Source organism: Salinarimonas rosea DSM 21201 (assembly GCF_000429045.1).
Taxonomy (GTDB): domain Bacteria; phylum Pseudomonadota; class Alphaproteobacteria; order Rhizobiales; family Beijerinckiaceae; genus Salinarimonas; species Salinarimonas rosea.
In genome coordinates this window covers 1-16627 of record NZ_AUBC01000016.1, presented here as the reverse complement: position 1 = coordinate 16627, position 16627 = coordinate 1, and the positions used below count along the sequence as shown (strand labels likewise).

The 16627-nt window shown below is 73.3% G+C and carries 17 protein-coding genes, 1 pseudogene and 1 riboswitch; of the genes and pseudogenes, 5 read left to right on the top strand and 13 right to left on the bottom strand.

The window, feature by feature from the left end:
• Positions 1 to 10 precede the first annotated feature (10 nt).
• From G407_RS0113425 to G407_RS0113415, 3 genes are all read right to left on the bottom strand, one after another.
• Positions 11 to 1048: a YeiH family protein gene (locus G407_RS0113425; protein WP_052341344.1), complete on the bottom strand. Its 1038-nt coding sequence runs from the start codon at positions 1046 to 1048 to the stop codon at positions 11 to 13.
• A 343-nt stretch (positions 1049 to 1391) separates the two neighbouring features.
• Entirely contained in the window at positions 1392 to 2573 is a 1182-nt protein-coding gene (locus G407_RS0113420) for a UxaA family hydrolase (RefSeq protein WP_029031205.1), read from the bottom strand.
• 10 nt (positions 2574 to 2583) lie between these two features.
• Positions 2584 to 2871 (bottom strand): UxaA family hydrolase, encoded by a 288-nt coding sequence (locus G407_RS0113415; RefSeq protein ID WP_029031204.1) that lies wholly within the window; start codon positions 2869 to 2871, stop codon positions 2584 to 2586.
• A gap of 239 nt (positions 2872 to 3110) precedes the next feature.
• On the opposite strand from G407_RS0113415, the gene G407_RS0113410 reads away from it, so the two are divergent.
• The 3 genes from G407_RS0113410 to G407_RS30505 all read left to right on the top strand — a co-directional run bounded on the left by G407_RS0113410 (position 3111) and on the right by G407_RS30505 (position 6210).
• The gene (locus tag G407_RS0113410) at positions 3111 to 4049 is read left to right on the top strand and encodes a tripartite tricarboxylate transporter substrate binding protein (RefSeq protein ID WP_029031203.1); all 939 of its coding nucleotides are present in this window, start codon (positions 3111 to 3113) and stop codon (positions 4047 to 4049) included.
• A gap of 129 nt (positions 4050 to 4178) precedes the next feature.
• A complete protein-coding gene (locus tag G407_RS27660; RefSeq protein WP_052341343.1) occupies positions 4179 to 5720 on the top strand; it encodes a tripartite tricarboxylate transporter permease in 1542 nt (513 codons plus the stop codon).
• Positions 5710 to 6210, top strand: coding sequence for a tripartite tricarboxylate transporter TctB family protein (locus tag G407_RS30505; protein ID WP_084327522.1), 501 nt, complete (start codon positions 5710 to 5712; stop codon positions 6208 to 6210). Before G407_RS27660 ends, G407_RS30505 begins: the two co-directional genes overlap by 11 nt.
• Before the next feature lie 7 nt (positions 6211 to 6217).
• Here the strand turns inward: G407_RS30505 and G407_RS0113400 are convergent, their stop codons facing one another.
• The 9 genes from G407_RS0113400 to G407_RS0113360 all read right to left on the bottom strand — a co-directional run bounded on the left by G407_RS0113400 (position 6218) and on the right by G407_RS0113360 (position 13816).
• Positions 6218 to 7045, bottom strand: a complete 828-nt coding sequence (locus G407_RS0113400) for a YdcF family protein (RefSeq protein WP_029031202.1) — start codon at positions 7043 to 7045, stop codon at positions 6218 to 6220.
• 17 nt (positions 7046 to 7062) lie between these two features.
• Entirely contained in the window at positions 7063 to 7767 is a 705-nt protein-coding gene (locus tag G407_RS0113395) for a ribonuclease activity regulator RraA (RefSeq protein ID WP_029031201.1), read from the bottom strand.
• 73 nt (positions 7768 to 7840) lie between these two features.
• Entirely contained in the window at positions 7841 to 8944 is a 1104-nt protein-coding gene (locus G407_RS27655; RefSeq protein ID WP_043539780.1) for a TRAP transporter substrate-binding protein, read from the bottom strand.
• Positions 8931 to 9728, bottom strand: a complete 798-nt coding sequence (thiD, locus tag G407_RS0113385) for a bifunctional hydroxymethylpyrimidine kinase/phosphomethylpyrimidine kinase (RefSeq protein WP_029031200.1) — start codon at positions 9726 to 9728, stop codon at positions 8931 to 8933. The genes G407_RS27655 and thiD overlap by 14 nt, the downstream gene beginning before the upstream one ends.
• Positions 9729 to 9744: 16 nt before the next feature.
• A complete protein-coding gene (thiE, locus tag G407_RS0113380) occupies positions 9745 to 10407 on the bottom strand; it encodes a thiamine phosphate synthase (protein WP_245259087.1) in 663 nt (220 codons plus the stop codon).
• Positions 10404 to 11195 (bottom strand): hydroxyethylthiazole kinase, encoded by a 792-nt coding sequence (thiM, locus tag G407_RS0113375; protein WP_052341341.1) that lies wholly within the window; start codon positions 11193 to 11195, stop codon positions 10404 to 10406. The genes thiE and thiM overlap by 4 nt, the downstream gene beginning before the upstream one ends.
• Positions 11185 to 11288, bottom strand: a riboswitch (TPP riboswitch). (Overlaps the previous gene by 11 nt.)
• Positions 11289 to 11335: 47 nt before the next feature.
• The gene (locus G407_RS0113370) at positions 11336 to 12133 is read right to left on the bottom strand and encodes a hypothetical protein (RefSeq protein WP_029031197.1); all 798 of its coding nucleotides are present in this window, start codon (positions 12131 to 12133) and stop codon (positions 11336 to 11338) included.
• Complete coding sequence (rpe, locus tag G407_RS0113365; RefSeq protein ID WP_029031196.1) at positions 12130 to 12804, bottom strand: ribulose-phosphate 3-epimerase; 675 nt, start codon at positions 12802 to 12804, stop codon at positions 12130 to 12132. The genes G407_RS0113370 and rpe overlap by 4 nt, the downstream gene beginning before the upstream one ends.
• Before the next feature lie 13 nt (positions 12805 to 12817).
• Positions 12818 to 13816 carry a hypothetical protein gene (locus G407_RS0113360; RefSeq protein WP_029031195.1) on the bottom strand — a complete coding sequence of 333 codons (999 nt, stop codon included), beginning with the start codon at positions 13814 to 13816 and terminating at the stop codon, positions 12818 to 12820.
• A 143-nt stretch (positions 13817 to 13959) separates the two neighbouring features.
• On the opposite strand from G407_RS0113360, the gene G407_RS0113355 reads away from it, so the two are divergent.
• Positions 13960 to 15198 carry an NAD(P)/FAD-dependent oxidoreductase gene (locus G407_RS0113355; RefSeq protein ID WP_029031194.1) on the top strand — a complete coding sequence of 413 codons (1239 nt, stop codon included), beginning with the start codon at positions 13960 to 13962 and terminating at the stop codon, positions 15196 to 15198.
• Here G407_RS0113355 and G407_RS0113350 read toward each other — a convergent pair.
• Positions 15171 to 15482 carry a hypothetical protein gene (locus tag G407_RS0113350; RefSeq protein ID WP_029031193.1) on the bottom strand — a complete coding sequence of 104 codons (312 nt, stop codon included), beginning with the start codon at positions 15480 to 15482 and terminating at the stop codon, positions 15171 to 15173. The genes G407_RS0113355 and G407_RS0113350 overlap by 28 nt on opposite strands.
• Before the next feature lie 103 nt (positions 15483 to 15585).
• Between G407_RS0113350 and G407_RS27650 the strand changes: the two are divergent.
• Positions 15586 to 16627, top strand: a pseudogene (locus G407_RS27650) (hypothetical protein); the annotation flags it as partial.

Below are 16627 nucleotides of genomic sequence, written 5' to 3'. Positions count from 1 at the left end.
ATCCGTCTTCTCAGAGGACGATGAGCGCGCCCGCGGCGAGCGCGAGGATGACGAGGGTCGTGCCCGTGACGGTCGCGATGTGGCGCCAGCCGAGCCGGGCCATGGCCGAGAGCGAGGTGCCGAGCCCCAGCGCCCCGATGGCGATCAGGAGCCCCCAGGTCGAGGCCAGGATCGCGAGCTCGCGGATGGGCGCATAGATCGGCGCGAGAGCGGGCGCATAGGCCATCGCCGTGTTGAGGAGGCACAGGCCCAGGAAGACGAAGGCGAAGACCGGCGCGGGCACCTTCGCGTTCTCCGCGTGCCCGCCGGCGCGGGCGAACCACCAGCCGATGACGAGCACGACGGGCAGGAGCAGGAACACGCGAAACAGCTTCACCACGACCGCGGTGTTGCCGGCGGTCTCCGAGACGGCGTAGCCCGCGCCCACCACCTGCGCGACGTCGTGGATGGTGGCGCCGAGCAGCACGCCCGTCGTCTGGTGATCGAAGCCGAGCACGGCGCCGAGCGGCGGGTAGGCGATCATCGCGAGCGTGGAGAGCGCGTTCACCGCGACCACAACGAAAGCGACGTCGGCCTCCTTGCCCTTGTAGTTCGGGAGAACCGTCGTCGTGGCGAGGGCCGCGGAGGCGCCGCACACGGCGGTCGCCGCGCCGGCGAGCGCGCCGTACTCCGCGCGCTGGCCGAGGGCGCGCGCGAGCGCGAAGCCGGCGAGGATCGTCAGGGCCATCGAGGCGACGACCATGAGCGCGACGCCGATTCCCAGCGCGACGATGTCGCCGAGCGCGATGCGAAGCCCGAGCAGCGCCACGGCCCAGCGCAGGAGCTTCTTCACGCAGAAGGTCAGCCCCGGCTGGAAGACGGGCGCGGCGGCGGGCCGGTTCAGCGCGATGCCGAGGAGGAGCGCCAGCACCATCGCGGGGATGGGGAAGACGAGGGCGACGGCGGGCGCCGCGAGCGTCGCCGCCACCGCGATCGCGGTGGCGAACAGGATGCCGGGCACGAGGGCGCGCGTCGTCGCGGTGCTCGGCAGGGGGGAGGGGGCGTTCATGCGCACTCTTCTGGTTCTCTTGGCGTCGCGGAGGTTCGCGGGCCGTCCCTTATCCTTCCCTGTAGGGGAAGGTGTCTCGGCGAAGCCGAGACGGATGGGGCGCGCGAAGCGCGTTCGGCGGAGCCGAAGAGTGGCGCGACCCCGGGCCGTCGTCGAGCCGCTTCCGCTTCGCGGAACGCGCGTGCCGCGCGCCCCATCCGTCACCGCGCTTCGCGCGGCGCCACCTTCCCCTACAGGGAAGGAGAGAAGCCAGGTCCAGCTTCGGCGCGGGCTCGGACCACAACGCGGGCCGCGAGAGGAGGCCGCCGCACTGCACTACCCATGAAGCGCGGCGGCGAGACCGTCAAGCCGAGCGGTACAGCTTCGTCATGACGAACTCGCGGTGGCCGAGCGCCTCCGCGGCGGTGAGGCGGCCGTTCGCGGTGCGCACCACCATGTCGATGAGCGCGTCGCCCGCCTGGGGGATCGTCATCTCGCGGCGCAGCACGCCCGACACGTCGACGTCGACGTGCTCGGACATCGTGCGCACCGTGCGCGGGTTGCCCGTGATCTTCACCACCGGGACGATCGGGTTGCCGATGACGTTGCCCTGGCCCGTGGGGAAGGTGTGGACCACGTAGCCCGCCGCCGCCATCAGGGTGACGCACTCGGCGGCCGCCGAGGACGTGTCCATGAAGTACAGCCCCGGGCCCTTGGCGGGCGCCTCGGCCGGCTCGAGCACGTCGATATAGGTGCACTCGCGGCCGATCTTCTCGAGGTTGCCGAGCGCCTTCTCCTCGATCGTGGTCAGGCCGCCGGCGATGTTGCCCTTGGTCGGCTGGCTCTCGGAGAGGTCCGACGTCTTGAAGGGCTCGATCACCTCGTCCATGTAGGCCTGCCAGGTCGCCATGAACTTCTCGCCGACCTCGGGGCTCGCCGCGCGGGCCTTGCAGAGGTGCTCGGCGCCGGTGATCTCCGAGGTCTCGCCGAACACGCCCGTGAGGCCGAGCGGGATCAGCTTGTCGTACATGTTGCCCACCGTGGGGCAGGAGGCGAGGCCCGTCGTCGTGTCGCTCTCGCCGCACTTCGTCGAGACCCACAGGTCCTTGATCGGGCAGCTCTCGCGCTGCAGCTCGGACGCCCACTGAAGGTAGTCCTTGGCGACGCGCGAGGCCTTGGCGATCGTCATGATGTCGCCGGTGCCCTCGATGCCGAAGCCCGTGACCGGCTTGCCGGTCTTGGCGATGCCGTCGACGACGCGCTGGGTCCAGCCGTCCTCGATGCCGATCACCACCACCGCGGCGACGTTCGGGTTCGAGCCGATGCCGATCAGCGTGCGGAAGTGGAGGTCCAGGTCCTCGCCGAACTGCAGGCGCCCGTAGGCGTGGGGGAGGGCCAGCGTGCCCTTGATGTTGTTCGCCACCGCCTCGCAGGCGGCGTTGGACAGGTCGTCGAGGGGCAGCAGGACGACGTGATTGCGCACGCCGACGCGGCCGTTCTCGCGGCGCCAGCCCATGAACTCGAGGTTGGAGTACTGCATGGTCATGGCTCCGTCCTCACCAGCGCTTCGTCTTGACGTTGTGGACGTGGACGTGCTCGCCCACGCCGACGGGCTTCACGGCCTTGCCGATGTCCTGCCCGTACTTCCAGATCGTGTCGCCCTCGGCGATGTCCTTCAGCGCGATCTTATGGCCGATCGGCACGTCCATCTTCGCGGTGAGGTGGAAGGACGAATTGTCCTCGGTGACGACGCACAGCATCTCGCTGCCGGCCTTCAGGTCCTCCACGACGACGACACCGACGGTGTCCTTCTTGTCGTGCACGAGGAGATGCGGGATCCCCATGGTGTCCTCTCGCAGGATTGGTGGTGCCAGTCTTGTATAAGACACATGATCGGGGGTCAAGGCGCGTCGCACGGGTTGCAAGCCGTTGCCGGGGCGAGACTTCCCATCCAGTCTTGCATAAGACAATAGACATGAAATGGATTGACAGGGGGGCCCGGGCGCGCTCTCCTTCCGGCGGAGCGTCCCGCGAGAGGGCGCCGCGGGACACCGAAGATCCCCATCGGAGAGGAAACAGCCGCATGAACCGCACCACCCCGATCCTCGCGCTGGCGCTCGGCGCCGGCATGGTCGCCGCGCCGGCCTTCGCCTTCCCCGACAAGGACGTCGACTACATCATCCCGTTCTCGCCCGGTGGCGAGTCGGACATCGCCGCGCGCCTGCAGCAGCCGGTCTTCGCCGAGGAGTTCGGCCACCAGCTCATCGTCAAGTACCAGGCGGGCGCCGGCGGGGCGCAGGCCTGGTCGCAGCTCAACTCGATGCCGGCGGACGGCCACACGATCATGGGCATCAACCTGCCGCACGTGATCCTGCAGCCGATGATGAGCTCGCCCGGCTACGAGACGGCGGACCTGACGCCGGTCTACTGGTTCCACTACACGCCCGATGCCATCATCGTGAACGCCAGCAGCGAGTTCGAGACGCTCGAGGACCTGGTCGCCTTCGCGCGCGAGAACCCGGGCATGGTCACCTTCTCGGGCTCGGGCTCGAACTCCGCCAACAGCCTCGCCCAGAAGCGCTTCGACACGCTGGCCGGCATCACCACGACCTACGTGCCGTTCTCCGGCACCGGCCCGTCGGTGACGGCGCTCCTGGGAGACCAGGTCTCGGCCTCGTGGGGCTACTCCACCGTCGCCGCCGCGCAGGGCGACCAGGTGCGCATGCTCGCGGTCGCCTCCGAGGAGCGCCTGCCGCTCTTCCCCGACGTGCCGACCTTCCAGGAAGCCGGCTACGACATGGTCGGCGGCGCCTATCGCGGCGTCGCGGTTCCCAAGGACACGCCGGAGGAGACCCGCCAGGCGGTGTCGGACGCCTTCCAGGCGATGAACAACGAGCCGGCCATGCGCAAGGCGATGGACGACGGCGCCTTCGTGGTGATCGACGTTCCGTACGGGGAGGTCGAGGCGTTCATGGCCGAACGGCGCGAGGAGATCGCGGCCGCTGCCGAGGCCGCGAACTGAGCGCGCCCGCGCATCCCTGACGGCCCGTCGTTCCGGCGGGTGGCGTGTCCCTCCGCGCCGCCCGCCGGACCTCCCGCTTCACACCGACGCCGCGCGCCTCGCGCGCGAGCGCTCGAGGATCGTCCGTCCATGGACCTCCTGCCGTACCTCGCCCAGGCGCTCACGCCCTTCAACCTGCTCCTCGCGCTCGGCGGCGTCGTGCTCGGCACGCTGATCGGCGCGCTGCCGGGCCTCTCCGCGACGATGGCGGTGGCCGTGCTCGTGCCCTTCACCTTCGCCATGGCGCCGGCGTCGGGGCTGATCGGGCTCGGCGCGATCTACACGGGCGCCATCTACGGCGGCGCCTTCGCGGCGATCCTGGTCAACACGCCGGGCACGCCCTCGGCGATCGCGACGACCTTCGACGGCTTCCCGATGGCCAAGCGCGGCGACGGCAACCTCGCCGTGACGCTGGCCACGCTCGCCTCCGTCGTCGGCGGGCTCGTGGGCGCGCTCGCGCTGCTCTTCCTGTCGCCGCCGTTGTCGAAGGTGGCGCTCGCCTTCGGGCCGCCGGAATATTTCTGGCTCGCGATCTTCGGCCTGACGCTGATCTCGGCGCTGTCGCAGGGCGACACGCTCAAGGGCATCCTGGGCGCCTCCTTCGGCCTGTTCCTCGCCACCGTCGGCGTCGCCATCGTCGGCGGGGACGTGCGCTACACGCTCGACCAGCCGATGCTGGTCGGCGGCTTCGACGTCATCGCTGCGCTGATCGGCCTCTACTGCATCCCGGTGGTCATCGACCTCGTGGCACGTCCGGACCCGCACCTGAAGGTCGCGGTCCAGGCCGGCGGCTTCCGGCTGGCGGAGGCGATGGGCCATTGCGCGCGCAACTGGTTCAACCTGATCCGCTCCTCCGTGATCGGCACGGTGGTCGGCATCCTGCCGGGCGCGGGCGGCTCCATCGCCTCGCTCGTCTCCTACTCGGAGGCGCGGCGCTCGGCGCCGCATCCCGAACGCTACGGCAAGGGCGAGCCCGGCGGCATCCTCGCCACCGAGAGCGCCAACAACGCCACGGTCGGCGGCGGCTTCATCCCGACCCTCGTCCTCGGCATCCCCGGGACGCCGCCGGACGCCGTCATCCTCGGCGCGCTGCTCGTGCAGGGCATCCGTACGGGACCCGGCCTGTTCACGGGCCAGGGCGACATCGTCTTCACCTTCATCTTCGGGCTGCTCATCGCGACCGTGCTGATGCTGCCGGTCGGCCTGCTGATCGGTCGCTACGCCTACCAGGCGATCGTCTCGATCCCGAAGGCGGTGCTGGTGCCGACCGTGGCGTTCCTGACGATCATCGGCTCGTTCGCGATCCACAACTCGATCACGGACGTCTACACCATGCTCGGGCTGGGCTTCCTCGGCTGGACGCTCGCGCGCTTCGGCTTCGCGCCGTCGCCGATCGTGCTCGGCATCATCCTCGGGCCCATCGCCGAGCAGGGCTTCGTGCAGGCGTGGCTGATCGGCAATGCGCAGGGCAACGTGCTCGGCATGTTCTTCGGGCGCCCGATCAGCCTCGCGATCGCGGCGCTCGCGCTCCTGACGCTGCTCTACCCCCTCCTCACAGACTTGCTGAAGGCGCGCCGCGCCCGCCGTGCGGGCACGGTGCCGCCGCCCCGGGAGACGATCGATGCGGACTGAGCCCGGCTCGAGCCCCGCGCCCGAGCGCGCCCGCGGCGCCTCGAGGGGAGATTTGGGCACGATCGTGCTGTGCGTGCTCTTCGTCGCGCTCGGCGGCTGGATGATCGCCGGGAGCATGGCGATGAGCCCGCTGGGCGCGGTGTTCCCGCGGGTGATCGCCGGCATCATGATCACGAGCGCGCTCGCCATCCTCGGCTTGCGCGCGCTCGGGCGGGCCGGGCCCGCGCCCGCCGTCGAGACCGGCTCGACGCCACGCCGGCTCCTGCTCTGCGCGGCGCTCGTGGCCTGGGCCGTGCTGATGCCGCGGCTCGGCTTCTTCGCGACCTCGATCGCGGGCTTCCTCGCCGTCCTCGCGATCGCCGAGTACGACCGCTGGACGGCGAAGCGCACGGCCGCCTACATCGCCGCGGCGCTGGCCCTGGTCGGCGGGTTCTACCTGCTCTTCGTCGAGGTCCTGCTCGTGCCGGTGCCGCGCGGCGTGCTGTTCTGAGGCGCCGTCAGCCGCCGGCGCTCGCCGGCGTCGATGCGGGCGCGGGGAACAGCGCGTCCGTGCGCCCGGTGAGCCGATAGGCGACGAGGCCCACGTATTCCCGCGCCGCGACGTCGAGGCGCTGGAGGCCCGCCGAGATCGAGCGGAAGCCGCTCGTCGCCTCGCGCCCGCCGACGGTGCGGAAGTCGGTGGGGTAGGGCACCACCTCGAAGCCGGCGCGCCGGAACACGCCGACCGAGCGCGGCATGTGCCACGCCGAGGTGACGAGGAGCCAGCGGCTGCCGGGCGCGGGCGCCACCGCCTCGCGCGAGTAGACCGCGTTCTGGAACGTGTTCTGCGAGCGGTCCTCGATCACGAGCCGCTCCGGTGCGACGCCCATCGCGGTGAGCGCCTCCGCCATCGCCTGCGCCTCCGTATAGCGGTCGGCGCCGATCAGGCTGCTGCTGCCTCCCGAGAGCACGATGGGAATGCCGGGATGGCGTCCCGCCAGGATGACGGCGGTGGTGAGCCGGTCCGCCGCCTCGTTCAGGACCGGCTGGCCGAGCTCGATCGAGGCGTCCTGCGCGGTCGCACCGCCGAGCACGACGATCCCGTCGATGGGCGCGCCGGTCTCCTCGTAGAGCGGAAAGCGCGTCTCGAGCGGGTTCATCAGGAGGCTCGCCAGCGGCGTCAGCCCGAAGAGCGCGAGCGCCGCCGCCGCGGTCCAGGCGAGGCCGAGGCCGATGCGCCGCGCGGGCGCGAAGCCGGCGAGCACCAGCCCCGCGACGAGCGCGATCAGCATCAGGTTCGAGGGCGCGAGCACGAACCAGGCGACCTTGGAGAGGACGAAGAACACGGGATGCGCGCCTCGTCTCAGCCGCGGGCCGTCTCGGACTCGAAGCGCGCCTTCGTCTCGGCGTTGGGCGGATACAGCCCCGGCAGCGGCACCCCGCGCTCGACCTCACGCATGATCCACGCCTCGAGCCGCTCCTGCTCCACCGCGGCGAGCGCCACCTCGGCGACCATCGCCTTGGGGATGACGACCGCGCCGTCCCCGTCCGCCACGACGACGTCGCCGGGGAAGACGGCGACGCCACCGCAGCCGATCGGCTGCTCCCAGCCCACGAAGGTCAGCCCCGCCACCGAGGCGGGCGCGGCGACGCCGTCGCACCAGACCGGCAGGCCCGTGCCGCGCACGCCCTCGCCGTCGCGCACCGCGCCGTCGGTGACGAGCGCCTTGACGCCGCGCTTCTTCATGCGCGCGCACAGGATGTCGCCGAAGATGCCGGCGTCCGTCACGCCCATCGCGTCGGCGACGCAGATCGCGCCCTCCGGCATCGCCTCGATGGCGGCGCGGGTGGAGGTGGGCGACGCCCAGCTCTCCGGCGTGGCGAGGTCCTCGCGCATGGGTACGAAGCGCAGGGTGAAGGCCTCGCCGACCATGCGCTCCGAGCTCGCGAAGGTCGCCTTCGGGCCGGACATCCAGGAGCGGCGCACGCCCTTCTTGAGGAGCACGGTGGTGAGGGTCGCCGTCGTCGCGGCGTGGAGGGCGTCGGCGATGGTCTTGTCGAGGGGCATGATGAGGGGGTCCGATGAGAGGCGCCGCACACTAGCCGGCCCGCCGCCCGTGCGGAAGGCCGGATCGTGCGCATCACCCCCGCGCGAGGGAGCGCGCCATGTCGGCCTCGAGCCGCGACCAGGGCGCCGATTCCGCCTGTGCGGCGCGATAGCTCGCGACGATGCGACCGGCGAGGTCGGAGCCGGCGGCGATGGCGTCGATCTCCGCGCGCGCGGCCTCCGCCGCCGCCTCCATCAGGTCCGCGGGAAAGCCTTCGAGCCGGACCTGCGATTCCGACAGCATCGCCCTGAGCCCGATGGCGTTTCGTCGATGCGCGTCCGCGAGCGCCAGAGCGTGCTCGGCCTCCGCCGCCTCCGCGACCACCCGCCGGAGATCCTCCGGCAGGTCGGCGAGGCGGTCGCTGTTGACGAGGAGCTCGCTCGCGCCGTTGGGCTTGTTGAAGCCGGGTGCGTAGTAGAGCGGCGCGACCTGATGGAGGCCCAGCTCGTAGTCGGTGGCGGGAGCGAGGAACTCGACCGCGTCGACGGTCCCGCGCTCCAGCGCGGTGTAGGTCTCGCCGGCGGGGATCGTCACCGGCGTGGCACCGAGCCGCTCGTAGACGCCGGCGCCGAGCCCGGCGACGCGGATGCGCAGCCCCGCCACGTCGGCGAGGCTGCCGATCGGCCGGCGGAAGAAGCCGCCCATGCACGGGCCGGTATTCCCCGCGAGGAAGGGCGTGACGCCGAAGGCGGCGTAGAGCTCCTCCCACAGCGCCTGCCCGCCGCCGAAGGCGAGCCAGGCCTGGTGCTCGATCGGCCCGAGCCCGAAGGGAATCGTGGTGAAGAAGGCGGCTTCGGGAATGCGGCCCTGCCAGTAGAGCGCGGCGCTGTGGCCGGCCTCCACGGTGCCGTTCGAGACCGCGTCGAGCACGGAGAAGGCCGGCACGATCTCGCCCGCGGCGAAGAGCTCCACCACGAGCCGCCCGCCGGCCATGGCGTTGATGCGGTCGACGATGCGCTGCGCCGTGACGCCGGGACCCGCCTGGCCGCGCGGCCAGGACGTGACGAGCCGCCAGCGGACGGGCGCGTCCTGCGCGCGCGCGAGCGCGGGGGCGGCGATCGCGCCGCCGGCGAGGCCGAGGGCGCCGCCGGCGAGGCCGAGCGCGGCGCGGCGGGTGAGGCGGTTACCAGATGCCATGGAAATGATGCACGGGCCCGTGCCCGCTCCCGATCTCGAGGGTGTCGGCGGCCGCGAGCGCCGCGGCGAGCCAGGTCTTGGCGGTGCGGGCGGCGTCCGCCAGGGAGGCGCCCTTGGCCAGCTCCGCGGCGATGGCCGAGGACAGCGTGCAGCCGGTGCCGTGGGTGTTGCGCGTCGCCACCCGCGCGGCGGCGAGCCGGGTGACGCCGTGCTCCTCCACGAGCAGATCGACGCTCTCGGGACCCGAGGCGTGGCCGCCCTTGATCAGGACCGCCTTCGGCCCGAGCGCGAGCAGGCGCTCGCCCTGGGCGCGCATCGCCTCCTCGCTGTCGGCGACGGGCTCGCCGAGCAGCGTCGCGGCCTCCGGGAGGTTCGGGGTCAGCACCAGGGCGCGGGGCAGGAGGACCGTGCGCAGGGTCTCGATCGCGTCGTCCGACAGGAGCTTGTCCCCCGACGCCGCGACCATGACGGGATCGAGCACGATCGTGGTCACGCCGTGCCGGGCGAGGCCGGCGGCGACGGTCTCGATCACGGCGGACCTCGAGAGCATGCCGATCTTCACCGCGTCGACCGTGAGGTCCGAGAGCACGCTGTCCATCTGCGCCGCGACGAAGTCCGCCGGCACGTCGTGGATGCCCGAGACGCCGCGGGTGTTCTGCGCCGTGAGCGCCGCGATCACGCTCGCGCCGTAGACGCCGCGGGCGGAGAACGTCTTCAGGTCGGCCTGGATGCCGGCTCCGCCGCCCGAATCCGAGCCGGCGATGGTGAGGGCGATGGCGGTCATGTGGTCTCCTCGTCGATCAGGCGCCGCGGGCTGCCAGCGCCTCGTCGACGAGGCGGCGCAGGCGCCCGGCGGCGGCAGCGGGGTCGGGCGTGCCGAACAGCGCCGAGACGACGGCGATGCCGTCGGCGCCCGCCCCGATCACCGAGCGGGCGTTCGCCTCGTCGATGCCGGCGATGGCGCCGAGCGGCATCCCCGGCGCGGCGTCGCGGCCCGCGGCCGCGACCTCGGCGAGCCCGGAGAGGCCGATCGGCGGGTCGGGGTTGTCCTTCGACGTCGTCGCGAAGACGCCGCCGATGCAGCCGTAGTCGACGGGGACCTCCGCGAGCGCGCGGGCGTGCGCGGGCGTCTTCAGCGTCCAGCCGATGATCGCGTCGGGCCCGAGCAGGCGCCGGGCGTCGCGCGGATCCATGTCCGACTGGCCGAGATGGACGCCGTCGGCCTGCGCCGCGAGGGCGACGTCGACGCGGTCGTTGACGAGGAGCGGGACGCCGGTGCCGGCGAGCGTCCTCTTCAGCGCGCGGGCGAGATCCACCAGCGCGCGGGTGTCGGCGTGCTTCTCGCGCAGCTGCACGAGCGTCGCGCCGCCCGCGACGGCGCGCCCGACCAGATCGACGAGATCGCGCCCGCGGGCGTCGGCGAGGCCGATGATGGCGTACAGGCGCAGATCGACAGGGGTCACGAGATCCTCGCATGCGATTCGAGCGCCGCCTCGTCGAGCGCGTCGAGCGCATCGAGGAAGGCGGCCGGGAAGGAGCCGGGGCCGGCGGCGCGGGCGCCCGCGATCTCGCCGGCGACGCCCAGGACGAGGAGCGCCGCGGCCGCGGCGGCGAGCCGGTCGGCCTCGAGCGCGGCGAAGGCGGCCAACAGCGCCGAGCCGGCGCAGCCCATGGCGGTGACCCGCGCCATCAGCGCGTGGCCGTTGGCGATCCGAACGGTCCGCTCGCCGTCCGTGACCAGATCGGTCGGGCCGGTGAGGGCGACGACGCAGGCGTTCGCGCGGGCGAAGACGCGCGCCGCCTCGGCGGTCGGCGCGCGACCGGCGAGCGCCTCGAGCTCCCCGGGGTTCAGCCGGACGATCGCGGGGCGTGCCGCGAGGAGCTCGCGGGCGAATGCGAGCCGGGGCGGGGAGGCTTCGACGAAGACGGGGTCGAGCACCAGCGGCCGCCCGGCGTCGCGCGCGGCGGCGACGGCGACGGGGATCCCCGCCAGGCGCTCGGCGTCGAGCGTGCCGAGGTTGACGAGAACGGCATCCGCGCGGCGAGCGAAGTGGGCCGCCTCGTCGGCTGAGACGGTGAGCGAGGGGATCGCGCCCGCCGCCAGGAGCAGGTTCGCCGTGAAGGCCTGGGCGGCGGCGTTGGTGAGCGCGTGGACGCGCGGGCGCCGAATGCGCGTCTCGGCGAGGAGCCGCGCGGCCTGCGATGCGATGTCGTGAGACGCGGGTGCGCGCGACGGCGCGTTCTCGTCCATGTCTCGTTCCCTCCGCCGGTACGACCCGGATCAGGTTCGATGGGTTGGCGCGAAACCGCGCCTCTCAGCCCGAAGGCACCCCGTGAGACCGTTGTGTGGCTAGGTAACCCGCGCGGCGGCGGTCCGCAAGAGGGGCGCGCTCAGTCGCGGCAGGCGAAGGGAGGGAAGGTGCTCGCGGTCCCGGCATTCATCGCGAGGATGACCATCACGTTGGCGAGGGCGAGCTCCGCCTCCGATCGCGGGCAGACGTCGGCGGGCGCCGTGCAGCCGGAGGCGAGGAACGCGTCGTGGCGCGCGACGAACTGCGCGGAGATCCCCTCGGTGCCGAGGCGGCGCGTCGCCTCGGCCCAGGCGGCGGTGTAGCGCCGGCATTTCTCGCGGGTCCAGTCGTCGTCCTGGGCTCGGGCCGGCCGATCGGTCCCGGCGACGAGGCAGGCGGCCGCGAGCACCGCGATCGCTGCGGTGCGCCGCGCCGGTGCGAGCGCGAGCATCGCGCACGCGCCCATCGCCGCGAGCGGCCACGGCAGCAGATAGGGACGCGCCGTGACGGCGAAGGCGCCGGCGGCGTCGATCGTCAGCCCGATCAGGGCATGCCGAAGGGTCGAGACGAGCCCGTCCTGGCGGAAGGACCTGACCACTTCCACGCCGTTGCGGTCGATCGCGAACAGGACGAAGGCGACGCCCGGCAGCAGGACGAGCCCGACGAGCGCGCCGACGGCCACGCGCCGCCGGGCGCTCGCCGGCTCGAGAAGCCGCAGGAGGATCGTGGCGGCGACGCCGGCCACGAGGCCGGCCGCGCCGAAGAGCGCGACCACGAGGGTCGTGCGCGGCGACAGCGCCTCGCCGCGCTCGAGGATGCGCAGGCCGACGATGGCGGCCGCGGCGAGGGCGAGCGCGAGGCCTCGGGCGAGGGCGGAGCCGAGCGCGCCGGCGCTCACCCGCGCGCGCCCGCAGCGGCGGTGCGGATGGCGGCGATGTTGCCGGCATAGGCGGACGGCCCGCCCTTGAAGGCTGCGGAGCCGGCGACGAGCACGTTCGCGCCCGCCGCCGCGACGAGCGGCGCCGTCTGCGGCGTCACGCCCCCGTCGACCTCGATCGCGATCTCGCGATCCCCGATCATCTGCTTGATCCGCCGGACCTTCTCGACCACGGGCGCGATGAAGGCCTGCCCCCCGAAGCCGGGATTGACGGTCATCGCCAGCACGAGGTCGACGTCGTCGAGGAGCGGCGCGATCGCTTCCGCGGGCGTGCCCGGGTTGAGCGCGACGCCCGCCTTCCTGCCGAGCGCGCGGATCGCCTGCAGCGAGCGGTGCACGTGCGGGCCGGCCTCGACATGCACGGTGATCACGTCCGCGCCGGCCTCGGCGAAGGCGGCGAGGTAGGGATCGGCGGGGGCGATCATCAGGTGCACGTCGAACACCTTCTCCGTCGCGGGGCGGATCGCCTGGACGACGACGGGGCCGAAGGTGAGGTTGGGCACGAAGTGCCCGTCCATCACGTCGATGTGGATCCAGTCCCCCCCGGCCTCGGCGACCGCGGCCACCTCGGCGCGCAGCGCGCCGAAATCTGCGGAGAGGATGGAGGGGGCGATGAGCAGGTCGCGCGTCATGCGCCCGGCGCTATCACGAGGGCGGGGCGGGCGCAACGGAGTCGTCCCGGCTGCCCTGGCGGGCCGCCAGCCGCCCCGCTACGGGCTTCACGATCTGCGGCATCAGGTAGATCGGGAACTGGGCGAGCGCGAAGAACAGGAACGTGTCCCCCGGCGTCGCCGCGCCGAGCGCCGCGACGAGGACGCCGATGTTGCGCTGGCCGCTGGCGTAGCCGAGCACGAATCGCTCGGCGGGCGGGAGCATGCGCAGCGCGACGAGGCTCGCAGCGAAGCCCACTGCGGAGAGGCCGAAGACGAGGGCGAGGACGCCCGCGACGAAGCCCGGGCGTGCCAGCATCGCGGCGAGCACGCCGTCCATCGCGGCGACGGCGAAGAGCGCGTAGAACAGGACGCCGAGTCCGTCGAAGCGCGCCTTGTGGCGTCGGATGCGCTCGGTTCCGAGGCTCGCCCGCAGCGCCGCGCCCGCCGCGAGCGCACCGCCGACGAGGAGCGCGAGGCGCTCGACGAGGGCGCGCACGTCGAGGTCCACCGCCGCGCCCGCGATCCGCTCGACGAGGAGCGGCGAGACCAGCGGCGCCAGCATGGTCGTGAGCAGCACGACGCAGACGAGGAGCGTCGGCGGCAGGTTCAGCATCATCGCCACCGCCGGCGACGACAGGATCGGCGGCGCGGCGGCCCAGAGCGCGAGGCCGAGCACGATGCCGGGCCCCAGCGCCTCGCGCCCGACGACAGCGAGGATGGCGAGCGCGACGAGGGGCGGCGCGGCGACGAGCCAGGCCGTGGAGAGGCCGATGCGGGCGGGGCGGCGCACCAGCGCCGCGAGCGCCGCGAGGTCGACCCGCGCGAAGGTGATCGTCAGGAAGGCGAAGATCGTCGCGCCGAGCAGCGGCCGCGCCGCGGCGGCGAATTGCGGCAGGGCGAGGCCCACGAAGATCGAGAGCGCGAATCCTTGCGTGCCGTACCGCCCCACGAAGGCGAGGGGATCGGCGAGCGGGGCGGGGAGGGAACGCACGGGATCGATGCTCCTCGGGGCGACGTCGTCCGTCCGACGGCGCGCCCCCGCACGGCGACTTTCGCGTGCGGGGGCATGGCGGGACGGCCGAATTTGGCTTAACCCGGTCCGCGCGCGAAGAACACGGGCGAGGTTCGGTATCCATGCGTGCGGATGTGGTGGTCCTCGGGGCGGGAATCGTCGGCGTGTCGGTCGCGCTCCATCTCCAGGCGCGGGGGCGCTCGGTCGCGCTGGTCGACCGGCGCGAGGCCGGCGAGGAGACGAGCTACGGCAATGCCGGGCTCATCGAGCGCGCCTCGATCGTGCCCTACGCCTTTCCGCGCGATCCGGGCAAGCTCCTGCGCTACGGGCTGAACCGCTCGACGGAGGCGCACTACCACCTCGCCTATCTGCCGCGGATCGCGCCCTGGCTCCTGCGCTATTGGCGCAGCTCCTCCAAGCGCGGCCTCGCCGAGGCGACCCGTGCCATGCTGCCGCTCATCGAGCTGTGCGTCAGCGAGCACGAGAAGCTGATGAACGACGCCGGCATCGCGCCGCTCCTGCGCAAGACCGGCTGGATCAAGGGCTTCCGCTCGCAGCGCACCTTCGACAAGGCCCTGCGCGAGGCGGAGGCGACCAGGCCCTTCGGGATCAGCTACGACGTCCTCGACCAGGCCGAGGTGCACGCCCGCGAGCCGCATCTGTCGGACGTGATCATCGGCGGAATTCATTGGCTCGACCCGGCGACGGTGCCCGACCCGAGCGCGGTGGCCAAGGGCTATGCCCGGCTCTTCCTGCAGCGCGGCGGGCGCTTCGTGCACGGCGACGCGCGCAGCTTCGCGCCGGAGGCGGGCGGCTTCGCGGTGGACACGGAGGGCGGGCGGCTGTCGGCCGCCGAGGCCGTGCTGGCGCTCGGGCCGTGGTCGGACGACGTGTTCCGGCCGCTCGGCTACGCGATTCCGCTCGCGGTGAAGCGCGGCTACCACATGCACTACAAGCCGCAGGGTAACGCGGTGCTCAACCACCCGGTCTTCGACACCGATGCCGGCTTCGTGCTGGCGCCGATGACACAGGGCGTGCGGATGACGACGGGCGCCGAGTTCGCCCATCGCGACGCGCCGCCCACGCCCGTGCAGGTCGACCGGGCGGAGCCGCTCGCGCGCGAGATCTTCCCGCTCGGCGTGCGCGCCGAGGAGAAGCCCTGGCTCGGTGCGCGGCCCTGCCTGCCGGACATGCGCCCGGTGATCGGCCCGGCGCCGAAGCACCGGGGCCTCTGGTTCGCCTTCGGCCACAACCACCACGGCTTCACGCTCGGGCCGGTCACCGGCCGGCTCCTCGCCGAGATGATGACGGACGCCGTGCCCTGCGCCGACCCCTACTGGTTCCGGGCCGACCGGTTCTGATCCGCGCCGGGCGCGGCCCCGCCGTGCTGGTTGTCGTGCGGGTCGTCGGGTGCGATCTGCGCCTCCTCCGCCTCGGCGAGGGAGCGGCTCGGGTCGCCCGGCAGCTCGACCTCGTCGAGGCGCCCGTGCGCCGCGAGCGCCTCCCAGGCGGCGACGTGCTCCGGGGTTCCGGACTCCACCGCCGAATCGAACGCGGCGAGGACGGCGGCCCAGTCCGGCCCGGCCTGCGCGCCCACGGCCTCGCGCCACGTCTGCGTCATGCGCTTCCTGGCGACGCGGGCCATCGGCGTGCTCCCGACTTGAACCGAACGATAAGGCTTCCTTACTTAGATGCGCCGTATTGATGGCGCTCTGCAAGGAGCGAGCGGCGCGGGATCGGGTGGGACGATGGCGTACGGGGACCGACAGGCCCGCCGGGGCGGGATCGGGGACGCGGGCGGGGGTGCCCGCGCCACGCTGCTCGTGCTCGCCGCCTTCGCCGCCCTCGGCTGGGGCGCGGCCTTCTACGCATTGTGGCTCGACGCCGGCCACCGCACCGAGGCCACCGCGGCGCTGGAGCGGCTCGAGTCCGAGAACGCCATGCTGCGCCGGGTGATCGCACCGATCGACAACCTCGCCGAGGCGCCGGCGCCTTCCGCCCCGGCGACGCCCTTCGGCGCGACCTCGCCCGTCCGGGGCCTCCCGGGTGACGGGGGCGCCGCGCCGGATCGTGCGGACCCTCGCGAGACCGGCGCCGTGCTGCGGCTCGCGGAGGCGCAGGCCGCCGAGCTCGTCCCGACCGCCGAGGACGCCGCGGCGGCGGACGAGGTGCGCCGCGCCCGCACCCAGGCCGTGCGCGTGCTGGAGGACCGGGTCCTCGCGCTGCGCGACGACATCGTGCGCCTGGAGCGCCAGGTCGCGGAGGCGCAGCGCGCCCGCGACGCGGCGCGGGCGGAAAGCGAGGCGCGCACCGCCGAGGCCGAGCGCGCGGCGGCGGAGGCGGATGCCGCGCGGGCCGAGGCGCAGGCCGCACGCGACGAGAGTCGCACGGTGCAGGAGGCGATGCGCGCGATGCAGGAGGAGATCCGCGCCACGCGGGACGATCTGCGCGCCGTGCGTGACGAGGCGCACGCCGCGCGCGCGCAGGCCGGAGCCGCCCGTGCGGACGCGCAGCGCCGTCTCCAGAGCCTCGAGGACAGGCTCGTGGGCGCGCGGACGGCGCTCTCCGCCGCCGAGGAGCGCCGCGACGGCCTCGGCACCGAGGTCGCCGGCCTCCAGGCGCGCCGCGACGCCCTCGCCGACGAGCTCGACGCCCTGCGCGCGGAGCTGCGCGAGGCGCGCGAGCAGGCCGCCGCGCCCGCCGCACCCGCACAGGACGACGGGGCCCGCGCACGCGCCGAGGCGCGACTGGCGGCGCTGCGCGCCGATGTCGCTGCCGCCGAGCGCCGGC